Annotated in this window: 15 protein-coding genes; 11 read left to right on the top strand and 4 right to left on the bottom strand. The window is 64.6% G+C overall.

Annotation, left to right across the window (positions count from 1 at the left end; genetic code table 11):
• Positions 1-34: 34 nt before the first annotated feature.
• Positions 35-1,024, bottom strand: coding sequence for a fimbrial protein (locus ABE528_RS09825; RefSeq protein WP_152955773.1), 990 nt, complete (start codon positions 1,022-1,024; stop codon positions 35-37).
• 26 nt (positions 1,025-1,050) lie between these two features.
• Positions 1,051-1,755, bottom strand: coding sequence for a molecular chaperone (locus ABE528_RS09820; RefSeq protein ID WP_346652813.1), 705 nt, complete (start codon positions 1,753-1,755; stop codon positions 1,051-1,053).
• A 197-nt stretch (positions 1,756-1,952) separates the two neighbouring features.
• Between ABE528_RS09820 and ABE528_RS09815 the strand changes: the two genes are divergently transcribed.
• The 3 genes from ABE528_RS09815 to ABE528_RS09805 all read left to right on the top strand — a co-directional run bounded on the left by ABE528_RS09815 (position 1,953) and on the right by ABE528_RS09805 (position 5,488).
• Positions 1,953-2,297 (top strand): hypothetical protein, encoded by a 345-nt coding sequence (locus tag ABE528_RS09815; RefSeq protein ID WP_346652812.1) that lies wholly within the window; start codon positions 1,953-1,955, stop codon positions 2,295-2,297.
• Between the two features lie 183 nt (positions 2,298-2,480).
• The gene (locus ABE528_RS09810) at positions 2,481-4,517 is read left to right on the top strand and encodes an NADPH-dependent 2,4-dienoyl-CoA reductase (protein WP_346652811.1); all 2,037 of its coding nucleotides are present in this window, start codon (positions 2,481-2,483) and stop codon (positions 4,515-4,517) included.
• Positions 4,518-4,588: 71 nt separating this feature from the next.
• Positions 4,589-5,488, top strand: a complete 900-nt coding sequence (locus ABE528_RS09805) for a pyridoxal-phosphate dependent enzyme (protein WP_346652810.1) — start codon at positions 4,589-4,591, stop codon at positions 5,486-5,488.
• Here the strand turns inward: ABE528_RS09805 and cybB are convergent.
• The gene (gene cybB, locus ABE528_RS09800) at positions 5,479-6,024 is read right to left on the bottom strand and encodes a cytochrome b561 (RefSeq protein ID WP_152955778.1); all 546 of its coding nucleotides are present in this window, start codon (positions 6,022-6,024) and stop codon (positions 5,479-5,481) included. The genes ABE528_RS09805 and cybB overlap by 10 nt on opposite strands.
• 56 nt (positions 6,025-6,080) lie before the next feature.
• Complete coding sequence (locus ABE528_RS09795; protein WP_346652809.1) at positions 6,081-7,061, bottom strand: DUF1853 family protein; 981 nt, start codon at positions 7,059-7,061, stop codon at positions 6,081-6,083.
• An 89-nt stretch (positions 7,062-7,150) separates the two neighbouring features.
• Between ABE528_RS09795 and ABE528_RS09790 the strand changes: the two genes are divergently transcribed.
• The 8 genes from ABE528_RS09790 (at position 7,151) to ABE528_RS09755 (ending at position 17,288) form a co-directional block, all read left to right on the top strand.
• A complete protein-coding gene (locus tag ABE528_RS09790; protein WP_027919132.1) occupies positions 7,151-8,041 on the top strand; it encodes an NAD(+) kinase in 891 nt (296 codons plus the stop codon).
• Positions 8,041-9,012: a metallophosphoesterase gene (locus tag ABE528_RS09785; RefSeq protein ID WP_152955780.1), complete on the top strand. Its 972-nt coding sequence runs from the start codon at positions 8,041-8,043 to the stop codon at positions 9,010-9,012. The genes ABE528_RS09790 and ABE528_RS09785 overlap by 1 nt, the downstream gene beginning before the upstream one ends.
• Positions 9,009-9,875 (top strand): rhomboid family intramembrane serine protease, encoded by an 867-nt coding sequence (locus ABE528_RS09780; RefSeq protein WP_346652808.1) that lies wholly within the window; start codon positions 9,009-9,011, stop codon positions 9,873-9,875. The genes ABE528_RS09785 and ABE528_RS09780 overlap by 4 nt, the downstream gene beginning before the upstream one ends.
• A 13-nt stretch (positions 9,876-9,888) precedes the next feature.
• On the top strand, positions 9,889-10,149 hold the full coding sequence (locus ABE528_RS09775; protein WP_054885767.1) for a DUF1315 family protein: 261 nt from the start codon (positions 9,889-9,891) through the stop codon (positions 10,147-10,149).
• Entirely contained in the window at positions 10,146-10,976 is an 831-nt protein-coding gene (locus ABE528_RS09770; protein WP_346652807.1) for a DUF2797 domain-containing protein, read from the top strand. Before ABE528_RS09775 ends, ABE528_RS09770 begins: the two co-directional genes overlap by 4 nt.
• 13 nt (positions 10,977-10,989) lie before the next feature.
• Positions 10,990-13,647 (top strand): aminopeptidase N, encoded by a 2,658-nt coding sequence (pepN, locus tag ABE528_RS09765; RefSeq protein WP_346652806.1) that lies wholly within the window; start codon positions 10,990-10,992, stop codon positions 13,645-13,647.
• 204 nt (positions 13,648-13,851) lie between these two features.
• Positions 13,852-14,892 (top strand): YCF48-related protein, encoded by a 1,041-nt coding sequence (locus ABE528_RS09760; RefSeq protein ID WP_346652805.1) that lies wholly within the window; start codon positions 13,852-13,854, stop codon positions 14,890-14,892.
• 20 nt (positions 14,893-14,912) lie between these two features.
• Complete coding sequence (locus ABE528_RS09755; protein WP_152955832.1) at positions 14,913-17,288, top strand: RND family transporter; 2,376 nt, start codon at positions 14,913-14,915, stop codon at positions 17,286-17,288.
• The last annotated feature ends 29 nt before the right edge of the window (positions 17,289-17,317 follow it).

The following is a 17,317-nucleotide window of genomic DNA, read 5'->3' as shown; positions in this document are numbered from 1 at the left end:
TCAGACGATCCTTAAAGGCCGTCTGACCGTCGGCTTACTTGTAATACAGGTCCACCAGCGCCATGGCTTCGAACGAACCGGGGATAGGCGCCGAGCGCCAGATCAGGTCAGCGCGGAACGTGTTGCGGACCACCCCCGGTACGGTCAGATCGGCCAGCTTGAACCAGCTGTCGAAGGGCACCGGTTGGTTGCTGTCCTGATGGGTCAGGGCAATGCCGACTGAGCTGTTGTTGTTGGGCACCAGCAGCTTGTCGATGACACTGGCACTGCCGGCGACCGGAGTGAATCGAGCATTGACGGTGTAGGGCGTGTCGCAGGACCGGACCAGGTCAAGGCTGAAATCGGCCGAGCTGGCGACCTGGCCGACCTGTGCCGAGCTGGCCAGGGCGCGGCGGAAATTGACCACCGAAGGCAAGATGGTCAATTCAGGAGAGCAAGGCACGAAACGTATGTTGTTCATGCCGGTGACCACATAGTTGAGGTTGCTGTTGGGCTTGGGGTTGAGGCCGCCCTTGCCGTCCAGCTGGAACACCCGATATTCGCCGAGCGTGCTGGCTTGTCCATCGGTTGGCGTTGCACCGTACTTTTCGATGAACACGGTGAAGTTCAGGGTGAAGCGGGCCTTGTCCCAGCCCGCACAGTTCGCCCAGCTGCAACCATGCAGCGAGTTGTAGCCCGTGGTGACGGCGCCAGAACTCTGGGTAATGGTCTGCGAGCCGTAGCGAATCCCGACCCGTATGCCCTTGCCGATAGTGGCCTTGGCCGGGTTTACATAGAAATAGACGTCTTCCCTGATACCGGTTTCGTAGTCGTCGGCGCAGATGACCGGAAGCGAGTGTGGCGCCGACTCCCAGATGATCGTGCCGTCGGGCGCGTCGGCCGGTACCGCCAGTGCGGTGCCCAGTGCCTCCTTGAATACCGCCGCCTTGGAGGGGTCCAGCTTGCAGGACAGGGCGTAACTGGTGGCGGGGCAGCTGGCGACGATGAATAAAAGGCCCAGCAGGTGTTTGCGGATCAAGGTCATGGGTTAGCTATCCTGTAGCGGTGTGTTCACGGCAGGGCGATGCGGTGGGGCCTCTGCAGGCCGATATCAGTGAGTTCGCTGAACGTCAGGTGGCTCTGCACGGGCAAGGGTGAAGGTGCTTCGAGGGTGAGCGATTGCCCCGGGCGCAGGAGGAGATAGTCCGTTAGCAGTAGCGACTGCCCAGGGGTGACGAGCCGCAGGTCCACCAGCGAGACATGGAAGGCACTCGGGTTACGCACTTCGATGCTGCCGGGCCGAGACGTGCGCCATTGCAGGCCCTCGGCTGCTGCACTGGCCGAGCCTGGCAGGCCGGCTGGGCGGTAGAACAGCTTCAGGCGCTGGCGGATGGCGAACTGCAGGGTCTCGGCCTGCTCGGGTTTGCGCGGGATCTCGAGAATGTTCAGCCAGAACAGTGATTCCCTGTCCTCGGGCAGGCCTTGGCCGGCATACAGCACACGCAACATCTGCTGGCCGTTGGGGGGTATCAAGGCTAACGGCTGGACAACCGCGAAGGGTGTATCGCGGCCTTCTTCGGGGCTGCTGACCCAGCTTTGCATGACCGTGTCGAGGTCGCTGCGATTGACCACGGTGATGCTCGCCTCCTTGGCCGAGCCCTGGTAGATCAGGCGTGTGCCTTCGATCTTGAGCTGGGCCCAGGCGGTGGAGGCCAGGCTCAGCAAGACGAATGCCGCAATGGCGGGGCGCAACAGGGTATGAAGCAGGCGCGACATGGTCGGGGACGGGCTCCGGTGCGGCTGGCTGGGACAATCCGGCCATCCTAGGCAACTGGCCCGGGGCCGGCTTTGAGACGTTTCTTAAAGTGCCGCATGGTTTAATTTTCCTGCTTTGTGAACTGCCTCACGCGCGTCGCCAGGCCGGCCACCACTCATCCGATAGGCTCAACGGTAGTTATCGGGGAGTAGACATCATGAGCGGCAAGCGATTGGCAGTGAGTGTTGCAATTTGCCTGGCACTGGTTGGCCAGGCCCAGGCAGGCGGCGTCGTCGCCTCGGGTGTGCTGCGGTTCAACGGCAGCATCGTCGAACCGTCCTGCACGACCACCGTGGCCAGTGCCGGTTGGCGCATGGATGACTGTCCTGCGCTGGCGCGTGACAGTGTCATTGGCATCCAAGGGGTGGGCGAGCAGGCGCTTCCTGCGCAGGCGGTACACATTGACCGGGCGCACAGCGGGGACCAGACCTACAGGCTGGTCGATGAGCACGGCAAGCCGCTGACCCGCGGCCAATACGTGGTGGTCGTGACTTCACCTTGAGCAAGCCGGGCAGGCAGTTTCAGGCGTGGACGGTGAGATGCTGTGCACCAGGATCATCATCTTGTCAGTTTCGATCATTGAGCCCGTTCAAACGGCTGTTTAATGTCGCAGGCAGACAAACGACGGGACCCGCCAGCCGGTGAGGTACCCGCATCCGTGATCACGCCACCTGGGGACCTTTCCATGGCCGCCGACCGCTACCCGCATTTGCTGGCCCCGCTCGATCTGGGCTTCACCACCTTGCGCAACCGCACCCTGATGGGCTCGATGCACACCGGCCTGGAGGAGCGCCCGGGCGGTTTTGAGCGCATGGCGGCGTATTTTGCCGAGCGCGCCCGTGGTGGCGTCGGCCTGATGGTCACGGGCGGTATTGCGCCGAACGATGAAGGCGGCGTGTATTCCGGCGCCGCCAAGCTCAGTACCGAGCAAGAGGCTGACAAGCACCGCATCGTTACCCAAGCCGTGCATGAAGCCGGGGGCAAGATCTGCCTGCAGATCCTGCATGCCGGGCGCTACGCCTACAGCCCGCGCCAGGTAGCGCCCAGCGCGATCCAGGCACCGATCAACCCGTTCAAGCCCAAGGAACTGGATGAAGCGGGCATCGAGAAGCAGATCGCCGACTTCGTCAATTGCGCCGTGCTGGCCCAGCGTGCGGGCTACGATGGCGTCGAGATCATGGGTTCCGAAGGCTACTTCATCAACCAGTTCCTCGCCGCCCACACCAACCACCGCAGCGACCGCTGGGGTGGCAGCTACGAAAACCGCATGCGCCTGGCGGTGCAGATCGTCACCCGCGTGCGCGATGCGGTAGGGCCGAACTTCATCATCATCTTCCGCCTGTCGATGCTCGACCTGGTCGAGGGCGGCAGCACCTGGGACGAAATCGAGCTGCTGGCCAAGGCCATCGAGCGGGCCGGCGCGACGCTGATCAACACCGGTATCGGCTGGCACGAGGCGCGCATCCCGACCATCGCCACCAAGGTGCCGCGGGCAGCGTTCAGCAAGGTCACCGCCAAGCTGCGCGGCGCTGTGAGCATTCCGCTGATCACCACCAACCGCATCAATACCCCGGAAGTGGCCGAAGCCGTGCTGGCCGAGGGCGATGCCGACATGGTTTCCATGGCCCGGCCGTTCCTCGCCGACGCCGACTTCGTCAACAAGGCGGCCGCAGGGCGCGCCGACGAGATCAACACCTGCATCGGCTGCAATCAGGCCTGCCTGGACCACACCTTCGGTGGCAAGCTGACCAGTTGCCTGGTCAACCCGCGCGCCTGCCACGAAACCGAGCTCAACTACTTGCCGGTGCGTGCCGTCAAGCGCATTGCCGTGGTCGGTGCCGGTCCAGCAGGCCTGGCAGCGGCCACCGTGGCGGCCGAGCGTGGCCATGAAGTGACGTTGTTCGATGCCGCCAGCGAGATTGGCGGGCAGTTCAACGTCGCCAAGCGGGTGCCGGGCAAGGAGGAATTCCACGAGACCTTGCGCTACTTCCGCAACAAGGTGAAAAGCACCGGCGTCGATCTGCGCCTGAATACCCGGGTCGATGTGCAAGCGCTGGTGGGCAGTGGCTACGACGAAATCATCCTGGCCACCGGTATCGCGCCGCGTACCCCAGCCATCCCGGGTGTCGAGCATGCCAAGGTGCTCAGCTACCTTGACGTACTGCTCGAACGCAAACCGGTGGGCAAGTCGGTCGCGGTCATTGGTGCGGGCGGCATCGGTTTCGACGTTTCCGAGTACCTGGTGCATCAGGGAGTGGCCAGCAGCCAGGACCGCGAGGCGTTCTGGAAAGAGTGGGGGATCGATACCCGGCTGGAGGCGCGCGGCGGGGTTGCCGGGATCAAGGCCGAGCCACATGCGCCGGCGCGCCAGGTGTACCTGTTGCAGCGCAAGAAATCCAAGGTCGGCGACGGGCTGGGCAAGACCACCGGCTGGATTCACCGTACCGGGCTGAAGAACAAGCAGGTGCAGATGCTCAACAACGTCGAGTACCTGCAGATCGACGATGCTGGCCTGCACATTCGCGTGGGTGAGGGCGAGCCGCAGGTGCTGGCAGTAGACAACGTGGTGATCTGCGCCGGGCAGGAGCCACTGCGCGAGCTGCATGAAGGGCTGGTGGCGGCGGGGCAGTCGGTGCACCTGATCGGCGGTGCCGATGTGGCGGCCGAGCTGGATGCCAAGCGGGCGATCAACCAAGGGTCGCGCTTGGCCGCTGAACTCTGAGATCGCCGGGGGTGCTTTGCACCCCTTTCGCCGGCAAGGCGGCCCCGGGGATTTCTCGGTAAACTCGGGCGATGCCCAACTCATTCCTGAACCTCCCCGACGCCCCACTGCAACCCTTCAACCTGCCCTGGCTGGAAATGGCCCAAGTCAGGGCCGCCATCCTGCGCCTGGACCTGATCGACCCACTGATCAGCGGCAACAAGTGGTTCAAGCTCCGTCACCACTTGCAGCATGCCCATGCCACAGGCGCCCCCGGCCTGATCAGCCTGGGCGGCAACCATTCCAACCACCTCCACGCCCTGGCTGCCGCTGGCAAACGTTTCGGCTTCGCCACCGCCGGCCTGCTGCGCGGCCACCCGCAGGCCACCCCCACGGTGCGCGACCTGCAAGCGTTGGGCATGGAAGTGCACTGGCTGGGTTACGGCGGCTATCGGGCACGCCACGAGCCGGGCTTCTGGGCGCCCTGGCAGGCCCGTTATCCGGGCTGGCACTGCATTCCCGAGGGCGGTGGCGGGGTGGCGGGTGCCGAAGGTTGTGCGCTGATCGTCGAGCAGGCCAGTTGGCAACTGGCAGCGCTGGGATGGTCGGGCTACGACGCCTGGTGGCTGGCTGCAGGTACCGGCACGACATTGGCCGGCCTGGTAGTTGCCGAGGCGGGGCAACACGCGGTGCATGGTGCCCTGGCGGTGCCCATGGATCACGGCGTGCCAGAGACAGTCGCTGCACTGGCTGGCTCACAGGGTTACCAGCTGCACCGCGCTTGCCGAGGTGGCTTTGGGAAATTTGACGATGAGTTGCTGGCCTTCATCGCCGAGTGCGAGCGGCACAGTGGTGTGCCGCTGGAAGCCCTGTATACCGGCAAGGCCTTGCTGGCCCTGCGCGATCAGGTCGAGGCCGGGCTGTTCGCGCCCGGTACCCGCCTGATTTTCGTGCACACCGGTGGCCTGCAGGGCCGGCGCGGTTACTTGTAGGGCAGCATGCGCAGCAGCGTGTTATCGCGCTGCACGTAGTGGTGGTACAGCCCGGCCAGTGCATGCAGGCCGATCAGCCAGTAACCCCAGCTTGCCACCCGCTCATGCCAGCCCTTGATGAACTTGGCCTGGTCCGGGTCCGGGCCGATCAGGTGCGGCAGTTCCAGGCCGAAGAAGGGCACGGGTTTGTCGGCGGCACTGAGGATCAGCCAACCGGCGACGGGCAGGCCGATCATCAGCAGGTACAACGCCAGGTGCATCAGGTGCGCAAGGCCGGTCTGCCAGGCCGGTGGCTTGGGCACGATCGGCGGGGTCGGGCGAACCAGGCGCACGGCCAGGCGCAGCCAGACCAGCACGAACACACTCAGCCCGAGCATGAAGTGCAGGTCTTTCATCAGGTTGCGTTCGGCGCTGTCCTTGGGGAACAGGCCGCGAAATTCGATACAGGCGTACACGGCGGCCAGCAGCACCAGCATCAGCCAATGCAGGGCGATGGACAGGCGTGCGTAATGGGGCGCGGGGGTGGATGAAACCATGATCGGTCCTCGTCATCAGGTCGGAATGGCGCTCTAGCTGGCGCTCGTATAGCACTTTACTGGCTATTTGAAACAAATCTTTGCGCTGGATCTGTGAAAATTCTGTTGTCTGGCAAAAAGGGCCAACTGTCTGCCACCAGAAACACACGCTCGACCTCCTGCCAGGCACCCTGGCCATCCGGTTCCAGCCTGACCAGCAACTGCGCCGGGGCGTGCGCGTCCAGGCCCGCCAGCCAGGCCTCGAACTGCACCACGCTCCAGCAAGCCTCGGGCTCTGCCCGCGCCGGTGCCAGCCACGCATGGCGCGGCAGCGGCTGCCAGCGTTCGTCTGCTGCCACGGCCCAGTTCTGCCGGCGTATCCAGCGCCCGCGCAAATGCCGCGGGTTGGCACCGGCAGGCGGTTCGGTGTGCCCCGGCCACGGATAGAACAGATAGCCGCCCAGCCACAGGTGCGCTTGCACCTGGTCGACCCCTACAGCGGCCAGTGCTTCGCGACTCTGCGCATCCGCCGACATGGGCAGCTGGTGCCCGGCCAGGTGTGCCAGCTTGCTGCCAAGCCGATCGTGGCAGCCAGGCCCGAGCCAGTGCGCCGGGTCGCGTCCTTCGCCCTCGGTCGGCCCCAGGTACAGTTTGATGGCCAGCTCCAGATGGTGGGTGCCTTCGCCATCACGCAGCAGAATGTCCAGTTCGCCCAAGGTCCGCCCACCCGCTCGAATCGCCAGGTTGGATGCCAGCAGTTCGACCCCGGGTGCTTGCTGCAGGGCGAACTGCCACAGACCTTCGTAGTACAACCCCAGGCGCCGGCTGGTGATCTTCGCCAACCAGTCGCGCAAGGGCAGGTCATCGGCATCCAGTGCGCGTAACCAGTCGTGCAGGCGTTGCGGATCGCCCGCCCAGGCACTGCCTGCCAGCGGATGGCGCTGGGGGCAGGGCGGGGCGCTCAGCAGCGCGGGCGACAGCAGGGTCCAGGCCAGGTCGCGCACGGCAGGGCGGCGCAAGCGGCGGGGCAGCTCATGGAGCTCGGCGAAAGGCGTCATGCTGCGAGCATAGCCGGTTTGCCGCTACCCGGTCGTTTCGCCCATAATCGCGACATCGTCACCCCGCCGCAGAGCCTCGCAGGAGCCCCATGGAGCAATTTCGCAATATCGGTATCATCGGCCGCCTTGGCAGCTCGCAGGTGCTCGACACCATTCGCCGACTGAAAAAATTCCTCCTCGAGCGCCACCTGCACGTGATCCTCGAGGACACCATCGCCGAAGTGCTGCCCGGCCACGGCCTGCAAACCTCCACGCGCAAGCTGCTCGGCGAGGTCTGCGACCTGGTCATCGTGGTCGGTGGTGACGGCAGCCTGCTCGGCGCCGCCCGCGCCCTGGCCCGGCACAATGTGCCGGTGCTGGGTATCAACCGTGGCAACCTGGGCTTCCTCACCGACATCCGCCCGGACGAGCTGGAGCAGAAAGTCGCCGAAGTGCTCGACGGCCACTACCTGGTGGAAAACCGTTTCCTGCTGCAGGCCGAAGTGCGCCGCCATCACGAGGCCATCGGCCAGGGCGACGCGCTCAACGACGTGGTCCTGCACCCGGGCAAGTCGACGCGGATGATCGAGTTCGAGATCTACATCGACGGCCAGTTCGTCTGCAGCCAGAAGGCCGACGGCCTGATCGTCGCCACCCCGACCGGCTCCACCGCCTATGCGCTGTCGGCCGGCGGCCCGATCATGCACCCCAAGCTCGACGCCATCGTCATCGTGCCGATGTACCCGCACACCCTGTCGGGGCGGCCGATCGTGGTCGACGGCAACAGCGAGCTGAAGATCGTGGTGTCCAAGGACCTGCAGATTTACCCGCAGGTGTCCTGCGACGGCCAGAACCACTTCACCTGCGCCCCAGGCGACACCATCACGGTGAGCAAGAAGCCGCAGAAGCTGCGCCTGATCCACCCGCTCGACCACAACTACTATGAGGTGTGTCGCACCAAACTCGGCTGGGGCAGCCGCCTGGGAGGCAGGGACGACTGATGCTCGATCCGGCGCGCAGTTTCGACATCATCGGCGACGTGCACGGCTGTGCACTGACCCTCGAACGCCTGCTCGACGCCCTCGGCTACAAACGTGTCGGCGGCGTCTGGCGTCACCCGCGGCGTCAGGCCCTGTTCCTTGGCGACATTGTCGACCGTGGCCCGCGCATCCGCGAGGCGCTGCACATCGTGCACGACATGGTCGAGGCCGGCCAGGCGTTCTGCATCATGGGCAACCACGAGTACAACGCCCTGGGCTGGGTCACCCCGGCACTGCCCGGTAGCGGCAAGGCGTTCGTGCGCGAACACACCCCGCGCCACGCCCGGCTGATCGACGAAACCCTGACCCAGTTCGCCCACCACCCCGGCGACTGGCACGACTTCGTGCAGTGGTTCTACGAGCTGCCACTGTTCATCGACGCCGGGCGCTTCCGCCTGGTGCATGCCTGCTGGGACCCACGGCTGATCGAACCGCTGCGCCAGCAGTACCCGGGCGGGCGTATCGACGAGCACTTCATCCAGGCGTCGGCGGTACCCGGCAGCTTTGCCGCCACCGTGTGCAACCGCCTGCTGCGCGGTACCGACATGCGCCTGCCGGACGGCCTGACCCTGACCGGCGGCGACGGCCTGACCCGTGCCTTCTTCCGCACCAAGTTCTGGGAAGAAGACCCGCAGACCTACGGCGACATCGTCTTCCAGCCTGATGCGCTGCCCGACGACGTTGCCCGCACGCCACTGAGCCACACCGAAAAAAATGCCCTGCTGCGTTACGCCGAGGACGAACCCATGCTGTTCGTCGGCCACTACTGGCGCAGCGGCCGCCCGGCGCCGATCCGCGCCAACCTCGCTTGCCTGGACTACAGCGCGGTGCTGTACGGCAAGCTGGCGGCCTACCGGCTGGATGATGAAACCCGCATCGACCCGCACAAGTTCGTCTGGGTCGACGTCGAACGCCCGCAGGCCAACCAATGAAAATCATCGAAGTGATGCGCCTGCCGCTGTCGGTCGACCTCAGCGGCTTCGTCCACCTGCTGCAGCGCCTGCAGGTACCGCACCGGGTCAGCGAGGAGGGCGAGGAGCAAGTGCTCTGGGCCCCCGACAGCCTGGTTGCCGACGTGCGCGAACTGTACCAGCGCTTCCCCGACGGCAATGCCGATGTAGCCGCGGATTCATCCGCGATGGCCCCCACACAGCCCTCCCTGGCCGACCAGGCCAAAGCCTGCAAGGTCACCGCCACTGTCCTCGTCCTCTGCCTGATCGTCGCCGGCCTCACCCGCCTGGGCGACAACCTCAACGCCATCAGCTGGTTCACTTTCCTCGACTTCCGCGTCCAGGGTGAGTACCTGCATTTCACCCCCCTGGCCCAGGGCCTCGCCGAAGGCCAGTGGTGGCGCCTGGTCTCGCCCATGCTGCTGCACTTCGGCGTGCTGCACCTGGCCATGAACGGCCTGTGGTACTGGGAGCTGGGCAAGCGCATCGAACTGCGCCAGGGCCCCTGGCTCCTGCTGGGCCTGACCCTGCTGTTCAGCCTGGTGTCCAACCTGGCCCAGCACTACACCAGTGGCCCGAGCCTGTTCGGCGGCCTGTCCGGCGTGCTGTACGGTTTGCTCGGCCACGTCTGGCTGTACCAGTGGCTGGCGCCCAACCCTCACTTCAACCTGCCCAAGGGCGTGCTGGTGATGATGCTGATCTGGCTGGTGATCTGCCTGACCGGCGTGGTCGGCCAGCTCGGCTTCGGCCAGATCGCCAATGCCGCCCATGTCGGCGGGCTGCTCATCGGATGCCTGACCGGGCTCTTGGGCGGGGCGCTGGCCCGGCGTAAACTGTCGGCTTGAATCAGGAGACACTATGTCCACTTTCGCGCAAATGATCGAAAACATTACCCCGGAAATCTACCAGAGCCTGAAGCTGGCCGTGGAAATCGGCAAATGGTCGGACGGGCGCAAGCTCACCGCCGAGCAGAAGGAGCTGTCGCTGCAGGCGGTGATCGCCTGGGAGATGAAGAACCTGCCCGAAGAACAGCGCACCGGTTACATGGGCCCGCAGGAATGCGCGTCGAAGTCCGCACCCATCGCCAACATTCTGTTCAAGTCGGACTCGGTACATTGATCGAACTCGCTCGTGGCTCTTTGAGCAAGATGGCAGTCAGCCTGCAGGCACCGGTGGTGCAATACAGCTTCCGCCTGGATGACACCCAGGTGCCGGTCAACCCGCTGATCGGCCAGCGCCTGCGCCTGGAGTACCTCGGCGCCATTCACTGCAGCCATTGCGGCAAGCGCACCAAGACCAGCTTCAGCCAGGGTTACTGCTACCCGTGCATGACCAAGCTGGCCCAGTGCGACGTGTGCATCATGGCCCCGGAAAAATGCCACTACGACGCTGGCACCTGCCGCGAACCGTCGTGGGGCGAACAGTTCTGCATGACCGACCACGTGGTGTACCTGGCCAACTCGTCGGGGATCAAGGTCGGCATCACCCGTGCCACCCAGCTGCCCACCCGCTGGCTCGACCAAGGGGCCAGCCAGGCCCTGCCGATCATGCGCGTGGCCACCCGCCAGCAATCGGGCCTGGTCGAAGACATCCTGCGCAGCCAGGTGCCGGACCGCACCAACTGGCGCACGCTGCTCAAGGGCGACGCCGAGGTGCTCGACCTGCCGGCTATCCGTGAGCAGATCTTCGACGCCTGCGCCGACGGCCTGCGCGAGCTGCAGGGGCGCTTTGGCCTACAGGCGATCCAGCCTCTGTCCGACGCTGAAGTGGTGGAAATCCGCTATCCGGTCGAGGCCTACCCGAAGAAAATCGTCAGCTTCAACCTGGACAAGGACCCCGTGGCCGAAGGCACGCTGCTGGGCATCAAGGGCCAGTACCTGATCTTCGACACCGGCGTGATCAATATTCGCAAGTACACGGCCTACCAGTTGGCCGTGCTCCAGTAAAAAGGACCTGCACATGCGTACCGAACAACCGCAAGTGATCTACCTCAAGGATTACCAGGCGCCCGAGTACCTGATCGACGAGACGCACCTGACCTTCGAGCTGTTCGAGGACCACACCCTGGTCCACGCGCAACTGGTCATGCGCCGCAACCCGGCACGCGGTGCCGGCTTGCCGCCGCTGGAGCTGGACGGCCAGCAGCTGGAGCTGCTGCGCGCTTCGCTGGACGACCAGGAGCTGCAGCCAGGCGACTACCAGCTCGATGCCGACAGCCTGATCGTGCAACCCAAGGCTGAACGCTTCACCCTCGACACCAGTGTGAAGATCCACCCGGAGAGCAACACCGCGCTGGAAGGCCTGTACAAGTCCGGCAAGATGTTCTGCACCCAGTGCGAGGCCGAGGGTTTCCGCAAGATCACCTACTACCTCGACCGCCCGGACGTGATGAGCACGTTCACCACCACGGTGATTGCCGAACAGCATCGCTACCCGGTGCTGCTCAGCAACGGCAACCCGATCGGCAGCGGGCCGGCAGAAGATGGCCGGCACTGGGCGACCTGGGAAGACCCGTTCATGAAGCCGGCCTACCTGTTCGCGCTGGTGGCCGGTGACCTGTGGTGCGTCGAAGACAGTTTTACCCGCCAGTCCGGCCGCGACGTGACCCTGCGCATCTATGTCGAGCCCGAGAACATCGACAAGTGCGACCACGCCATGGTCAGCCTGAAGAAGTCGATGCGCTGGGATGAGGAAGTCTATGGTCGCGAGTACGACCTGGACATCTTCATGATCGTCGCGGTCAACGACTTCAACATGGGCGCCATGGAAAACAAGGGCCTGAACATCTTCAATTCGAGCTGCGTGCTGGCCCGCGCCGAGACCGCCACCGATGCCGCCCACCAGCGCGTCGAGGGTGTGGTCGCCCACGAGTACTTCCATAACTGGTCGGGCAACCGGGTGACCTGCCGCGACTGGTTCCAGCTGTCGCTGAAAGAAGGTTTTACGGTGTTCCGCGATGCCGAGTTCAGCGCCGACATGAACTCGCGCACGGTCAAGCGTATCGAGGACGTCGCCTACCTGCGCACCCACCAGTTTGCCGAAGATGCCGGCCCCATGGCCCACCCGGTGCGCCCGGACAGCTTCATCGAAATCTCCAACTTCTACACCCTGACCGTGTACGAGAAGGGCGCCGAAGTGGTGCGCATGGTGCGCACCCTGCTGGGCGCCGAGGGCTTCCGCAAGGGCAGCGACCTGTACTTCGAGCGCCACGATGGCCAGGCCGTGACCACCGATGACTTCATCAAGGCCATGGAAGACGCCAACGGCGTCGACCTCACCCAGTTCAAGCGCTGGTACAGCCAGGCCGGTACTCCGCGGCTGGACGTCAGCGAAGCCTATGACGCGGCCGCGCAGACCTACAGCCTGACCTTCCGCCAGAGCTGCCCGCAGACCCCGGACAAGGCCCAGAAGCTGCCGTTCGTGATCCCGGTCGAACTGGGCCTGCTCGATGCCGAGGGCAACGACCTGCCGCTGCAACTGGCTGGCGAAGGCTCGGCTGCCGGGACCACCCGCGTGCTGTCGGTGACCGAAGCCGAGCAGACCTTCACCTTCCAGGGCATCGCGGCCAGGCCGCTGCCGTCGCTGCTGCGCGGTTTCAGCGCGCCGGTCAAGCTGAGCTTCCCGTACGACCGCGACCAGCTGATGTTCCTCATGCAGCACGACAGCGACGGCTTCAACCGCTGGGAAGCGGGCCAGCAGCTGTCGGTGCAGGTGCTGCAGGAGCTGATTGGCCAGCATCAGCGTGGCGAAGCGCTGAAGCTCGACCAGCGTCTCATCAGTGCGCTCGGTACCGTGCTGGGCAACGAGGCACTGGACCCCGCCATGGTCGCCGAGATGCTCTCGCTGCCAGGCGAGGCCTACCTGACCGAAATCAGCCAGGTGGCCGACGTCGATGCCATCCACGCCGCCCGCGAGTTCGCCCGCCAGCAGATCGCCGCGCAGCTGTTCGACGCCCTGTGGGCGCGCTACCAGGCCAACCGCGAAGTGTCGCGCAGCACCGCCTATGTGGCCGCTGCCGAACACTTCGCCCGCCGCAGCCTGCAGAACATTGCCCTGTCGTACCTGATGCAGAGCGGCAAGCCGCAGGTGCTGGAGGCGACCCTGGAGCAGTTCGAGCACTGTGACAACATGACCGAGCGCCTGACCGCGCTGGCCGTGCTGGTCAACTCGCCGTTCGAGGCTGAGCGCGCCAAGGTGCTGGAGAGCTTTGCCGAGCACTTCAAGGACAACCCGCTGGTCATGGACCAGTGGTTCAGCGTGCAGGCCGCCAGCACGCTGCCCGGCGGGCTGGCGCGGGTCAAGGCGCTGATGCAGCACCCGGCGTTCACCCTGAAGAACCCGAACAAGGTGCGGGCGTTGGTCGGTGCCTTTGCCGGGCAGAACCTGGTCAACTTCCATGCTGCCGATGGTTCGGGCTATCGCTTCCTGGCGGACCTGGTGATCGAGCTGAATGCGCTGAACCCGCAGATCGCTTCGCGTCAACTGGCGCCGCTGACCCGCTGGCGCAAGTATGACGATGCGCGCCAGGTGCTGATGAAGGGCGAGCTGGAGCGGATTCTCGCTTCTGGTGAGCTGTCCAGCGATGTGTATGAAGTGGTGAGCAAGAGCCTGGCTTAAGCTTCAAGCTGTAAGCTACAAGCCGCAAGTAATAGCAGATCTGCTTTTGCTTTTGCTTGCAGCTTGCAGCTTGCTTGGCGGTTAACAAAACATAACGTCCCGTTCGTTGTAATCGCGCAACCTTCCCCGATACGATCCCTCAAGCCTCTAACACAGGCTTTTCACAGCACAGACCCACCAAGAAGAACACAACAGGGGATGGTCATGAAGCAGCGGGTGATGACGCAGGCCAGGCGTGGTGCCTGGCCATTGGCGGCCGGCGCGATGCTGGCGCTGGCACTGGGGATGTGGGCCGACAGCGCGCAGGCCGCTGCAGCCGATGAATACTCGACCGAATCAGCCAAGGCCAGCCAGAGCCTGCTGATCGGCGCCGCCCATGCCGGCAAGCGCCTGGTGGTGGTCGGTGATCGCGGCCACATTCTGTTCTCCGACGACCAGGGCAGCACCTGGACCCAGGCCCGGGTGCCCACCCGGCAACTGCTCACCGCCGTGTTCTTCCTCGACGACAAGCGTGGCTGGGCAGTCGGTCACGATGCGCAGATCCTCGCCAGCAGCGACGGTGGCGCCACCTGGAGCAAGCAGTTCGAAGACCTTTCCCGTGAAGCGCCGCTGCTGGATGTCACCTTCCTCGACGCCCAGCACGGCTTTGCCGTGGGTGCCTACGGCGCGCTGCTGGAAACCCGCGATGGCGGCCAGCACTGGCAGGACATTGCCGAACGCCTGGACAACCCCGACCAGCTGCACCTCAACGGCATTACCCGGGTGCGCGATGCCGGGCTGTTCATCGTCGGCGAGCAGGGCGGCATGTACCGCTCCAGCGACGACGGCCAGACCTGGAGCAAGGTTCAGGGCCCATACGAGGGGTCGTTGTTCGGTGTGATCGCTACCGCCAAGCCGAATACGCTGTTGGCGTACGGCCTGCGCGGCAACCTGTTCCGCTCGACCGACTTCGGTGACAGCTGGCAACCGATCGCGCTCAAGGCTGCCCGTGGCGAGCTCGAATTCGGCCTGGCAGGCGCTACGCTTGTCGAGGATGGCAGCCTGGTGCTGGTCGGCAATGGCGGCAGCGTGCTGCGCAGCACCGATGATGGCCAGACCTTCAGTGTCTACAACCGCAGCGACCGCATCGCCCTGGCCGGTGTCAGTGGCCTGGCCAATGGCGGTTTGCTACTGGTAGGGCAGGGTGGTGTGCACCTGGCCAACGCCGAAGGTGCAGAGCCGGCGGCCAAGGAGGTGCGTCCATGACCAGCAGGGAGAGCATCACCATGCACCCACACCATCAGGACAAGGCCACGCTGCTCGAACGCCTGATCTTCAACAACCGTCCGGTGGTCATCGCCCTGTGCCTGCTGGTCAGCATCTTCCTGTTCTGGCAGGCCACGCAGATCCGCCCCTCGACCAGCTTCGAGAAGATGATCCCGCTGCAGCACCCGTTCATCGAACAGATGATGGAGCACCGCAACGACCTGGCCAACCTCGGCAACACCGTGCGCATCTCGGTCGAGGCGGTCAACGGCGATATCTTCGACAAGGACTACATGGAAACGCTGCGGCAGATCCACGACGAGGTGTTCTACATCCCCGGGGTCGATCGCGCCGGCCTCAAGTCGCTGTGGAGCCCCAGCGTGCGCTGGAGCGAGGTCACCGAGGAGGGCTTCTCTGGTGGCGAGGTGATCCCCAATACCTACAACGGCTCCCAGGACAGCCTCGACACCCTGCGCGACAACGTGCTCAAGTCTGGCCAGGTCGGGCGCCTGGTGGGCAACAACTTCAAGTCCAGCATCGTCGACGTGCCGCTGCTGGAAAGCTTCCCTGACCCGCAAGACCCCGGCAAGCAGGTCAAGCTGGATTACCAGCAGTTCTCGCACCAGCTGGAAGAGAAGATTCGCGACAAGTTCCAGGCACAGAACCCCAACGTGAAGATCCACATCATCGGCTTCGCCAAGAAGGTCGGCGACCTGATCGACGGCCTGGTGATGGTGGCGATGTTCTTCGGCGTGGCCCTGGTGATCACCTGGATCCTGCTGTACTGGTTCACCTGGTGCATCCGCAGCACCATCGCCGTGCTCATCACCACCCTGGTGGCGGTGGTCTGGCAGCTGGGCCTGATGCATGCGGTGGGCTTCGGCCTGGACCCGTATTCGATGCTGGTACCCTTCCTGATCTTCGCCATCGGCATTTCCCACGGCGTGCAGAAGATCAACGGCATCGCCTTGCAGTCCAGTGACGCCGACAATGCCTTGACCGCCGCCCGGCGCACCTTCCGCCAGCTGTTCCTGCCGGGGATGATCGCCATCCTTGCCGACGCCGTGGGCTTCATCACCCTGTTGATCATCGACATCGGCGTGATCCGCGAGCTGGCCATCGGCGCGTCCATCGGCGTGGCGGTGATCGTGTTCACCAACCTGATCCTGCTGCCGGTGGCGATTTCCTACGTCGGCATCAGCAAAAAAGCCATCGAGCGCAGCAAGAAGGACGCGACCCGTGAGCACCCGTTCTGGCGCCTGCTGTCGAACTTCGCCAGCGCCAAGGTGGCCCCGGTATCCATCACCCTGGCGCTGATCGCCTTCGCCGGCGGCCTGTGGTACAGCCAGAACCTCAAGATCGGCGACCTTGACCAGGGCGCGCCGGAGCTACGCCCCGACTCGCGCTACAACCAGGACAACAACTTCATCATCAGCAACTACTCGACCAGTTCCGATGTGCTGGTAATCATGGTCAAGACGCCGGCGGAAAGCTGCTCGATCCATTCGACCATGGCGCCGATCGACGAGCTGATGTGGACCATGCAGAACACCCCTGGTGTGCAGTCGGCGATCTCCCTGGTGACCGTGTCCAAGCAGGTGATCAAGGGCATGAACGAGGGCAGCCTGAAGTGGGAGACCCTGTCGCGCAACCCGGACATCCTCAACAACTCCATCGCCCGCGCTGACGGCCTGTACAACGCCGACTGCTCGCTGGCGCCCGTGCTGGTGTTCCTCAACGACCACAAGGCCGAGACCCTGGAACGTGTCACCGCTGTGGCCAAGGCGTTTGCCGACAGCCACGACAAGGAGGGCCTGCAGTTCCTGCTGGCGGCGGGCAACGCCGGGATCGAGGCGGCCACCAACGAGGTGATCAAGTCGGCCGAGCTGACCATCCTGATCCTGGTCTACCTGTGCGTGGCGGTGATGTGCATGATCACCTTCCGCTCGTTCGCCGCGACCCTGTGCATTGTCCTGCCGTTGGTGCTGACCTCGGTGCTGGGCAATGCGCTGATGGCGTTCATGGGCATCGGTGTCAAGGTGGCCACCTTGCCGGTGGTGGCCTTGGGCGTGGGCATTGGCGTGGACTACGGCATCTACATCTACAGCCGCCTGGAAAGCTTCCTGCGGGCCGGCCTGCCGTTGCAGGAGGCTTACTACCAGACCCTGCGTTCGACCGGCAAGGCGGTGTTGTTCACCGGCCTGTGCCTGGCGATCGGCGTGTGCACCTGGATCTTCTCGGCGATCAAGTTCCAGGCCGACATGGGGCTGATGCTGACCTTCATGCTGCTGTGGAACATGTTCGGTGCGCTGTGGCTGCTGCCGGCGCTGGCGCGGTTCCTGATCAAGCCGGAGAAGATGGTGGGCAAGGCGGGGGGGTCGATCTTCGCCCATTGATGTATCCCCGGGGGCCGCAACGCGGCCCT

This window comes from Pseudomonas sp. TWI628 (assembly GCF_039673865.1).
GTDB lineage: Bacteria > Pseudomonadota > Gammaproteobacteria > Pseudomonadales > Pseudomonadaceae > Aquipseudomonas.
This window is presented reverse-complemented; position numbering and strand designations above follow the sequence as displayed.

What these genes read in the sequence shown, in the direction of transcription:
- ABE528_RS09825 (WP_152955773.1), bottom strand. Translation starts at nt 1,024, where the DNA reads ATGACCTTGATCCGCAAACACCTGCTGGGCCTTTTATTCATCGTCGCC.
- ABE528_RS09820 (WP_346652813.1), bottom strand. Translation starts at nt 1,755, where the DNA reads ATGTCGCGCCTGCTTCATACCCTGTTGCGCCCCGCCATTGCGGCATTC.
- ABE528_RS09815 (WP_346652812.1), top strand. Translation starts at nt 1,953, where the DNA reads ATGAGCGGCAAGCGATTGGCAGTGAGTGTTGCAATTTGCCTGGCACTG.
- ABE528_RS09810 (WP_346652811.1), top strand. Translation starts at nt 2,481, where the DNA reads ATGGCCGCCGACCGCTACCCGCATTTGCTGGCCCCGCTCGATCTGGGC.
- ABE528_RS09805 (WP_346652810.1), top strand. Translation starts at nt 4,589, where the DNA reads ATGCCCAACTCATTCCTGAACCTCCCCGACGCCCCACTGCAACCCTTC.
- cybB (WP_152955778.1), bottom strand. Translation starts at nt 6,024, where the DNA reads ATGGTTTCATCCACCCCCGCGCCCCATTACGCACGCCTGTCCATCGCC.
- ABE528_RS09795 (WP_346652809.1), bottom strand. Translation starts at nt 7,061, where the DNA reads ATGACGCCTTTCGCCGAGCTCCATGAGCTGCCCCGCCGCTTGCGCCGC.
- ABE528_RS09790 (WP_027919132.1), top strand. Translation starts at nt 7,151, where the DNA reads ATGGAGCAATTTCGCAATATCGGTATCATCGGCCGCCTTGGCAGCTCG.
- ABE528_RS09785 (WP_152955780.1), top strand. Translation starts at nt 8,041, where the DNA reads ATGCTCGATCCGGCGCGCAGTTTCGACATCATCGGCGACGTGCACGGC.
- ABE528_RS09780 (WP_346652808.1), top strand. Translation starts at nt 9,009, where the DNA reads ATGAAAATCATCGAAGTGATGCGCCTGCCGCTGTCGGTCGACCTCAGC.
- ABE528_RS09775 (WP_054885767.1), top strand. Translation starts at nt 9,889, where the DNA reads ATGTCCACTTTCGCGCAAATGATCGAAAACATTACCCCGGAAATCTAC.
- pepN (WP_346652806.1), top strand. Translation starts at nt 10,990, where the DNA reads ATGCGTACCGAACAACCGCAAGTGATCTACCTCAAGGATTACCAGGCG.
- ABE528_RS09760 (WP_346652805.1), top strand. Translation starts at nt 13,852, where the DNA reads ATGAAGCAGCGGGTGATGACGCAGGCCAGGCGTGGTGCCTGGCCATTG.
- ABE528_RS09755 (WP_152955832.1), top strand. Translation starts at nt 14,913, where the DNA reads ATGCACCCACACCATCAGGACAAGGCCACGCTGCTCGAACGCCTGATC.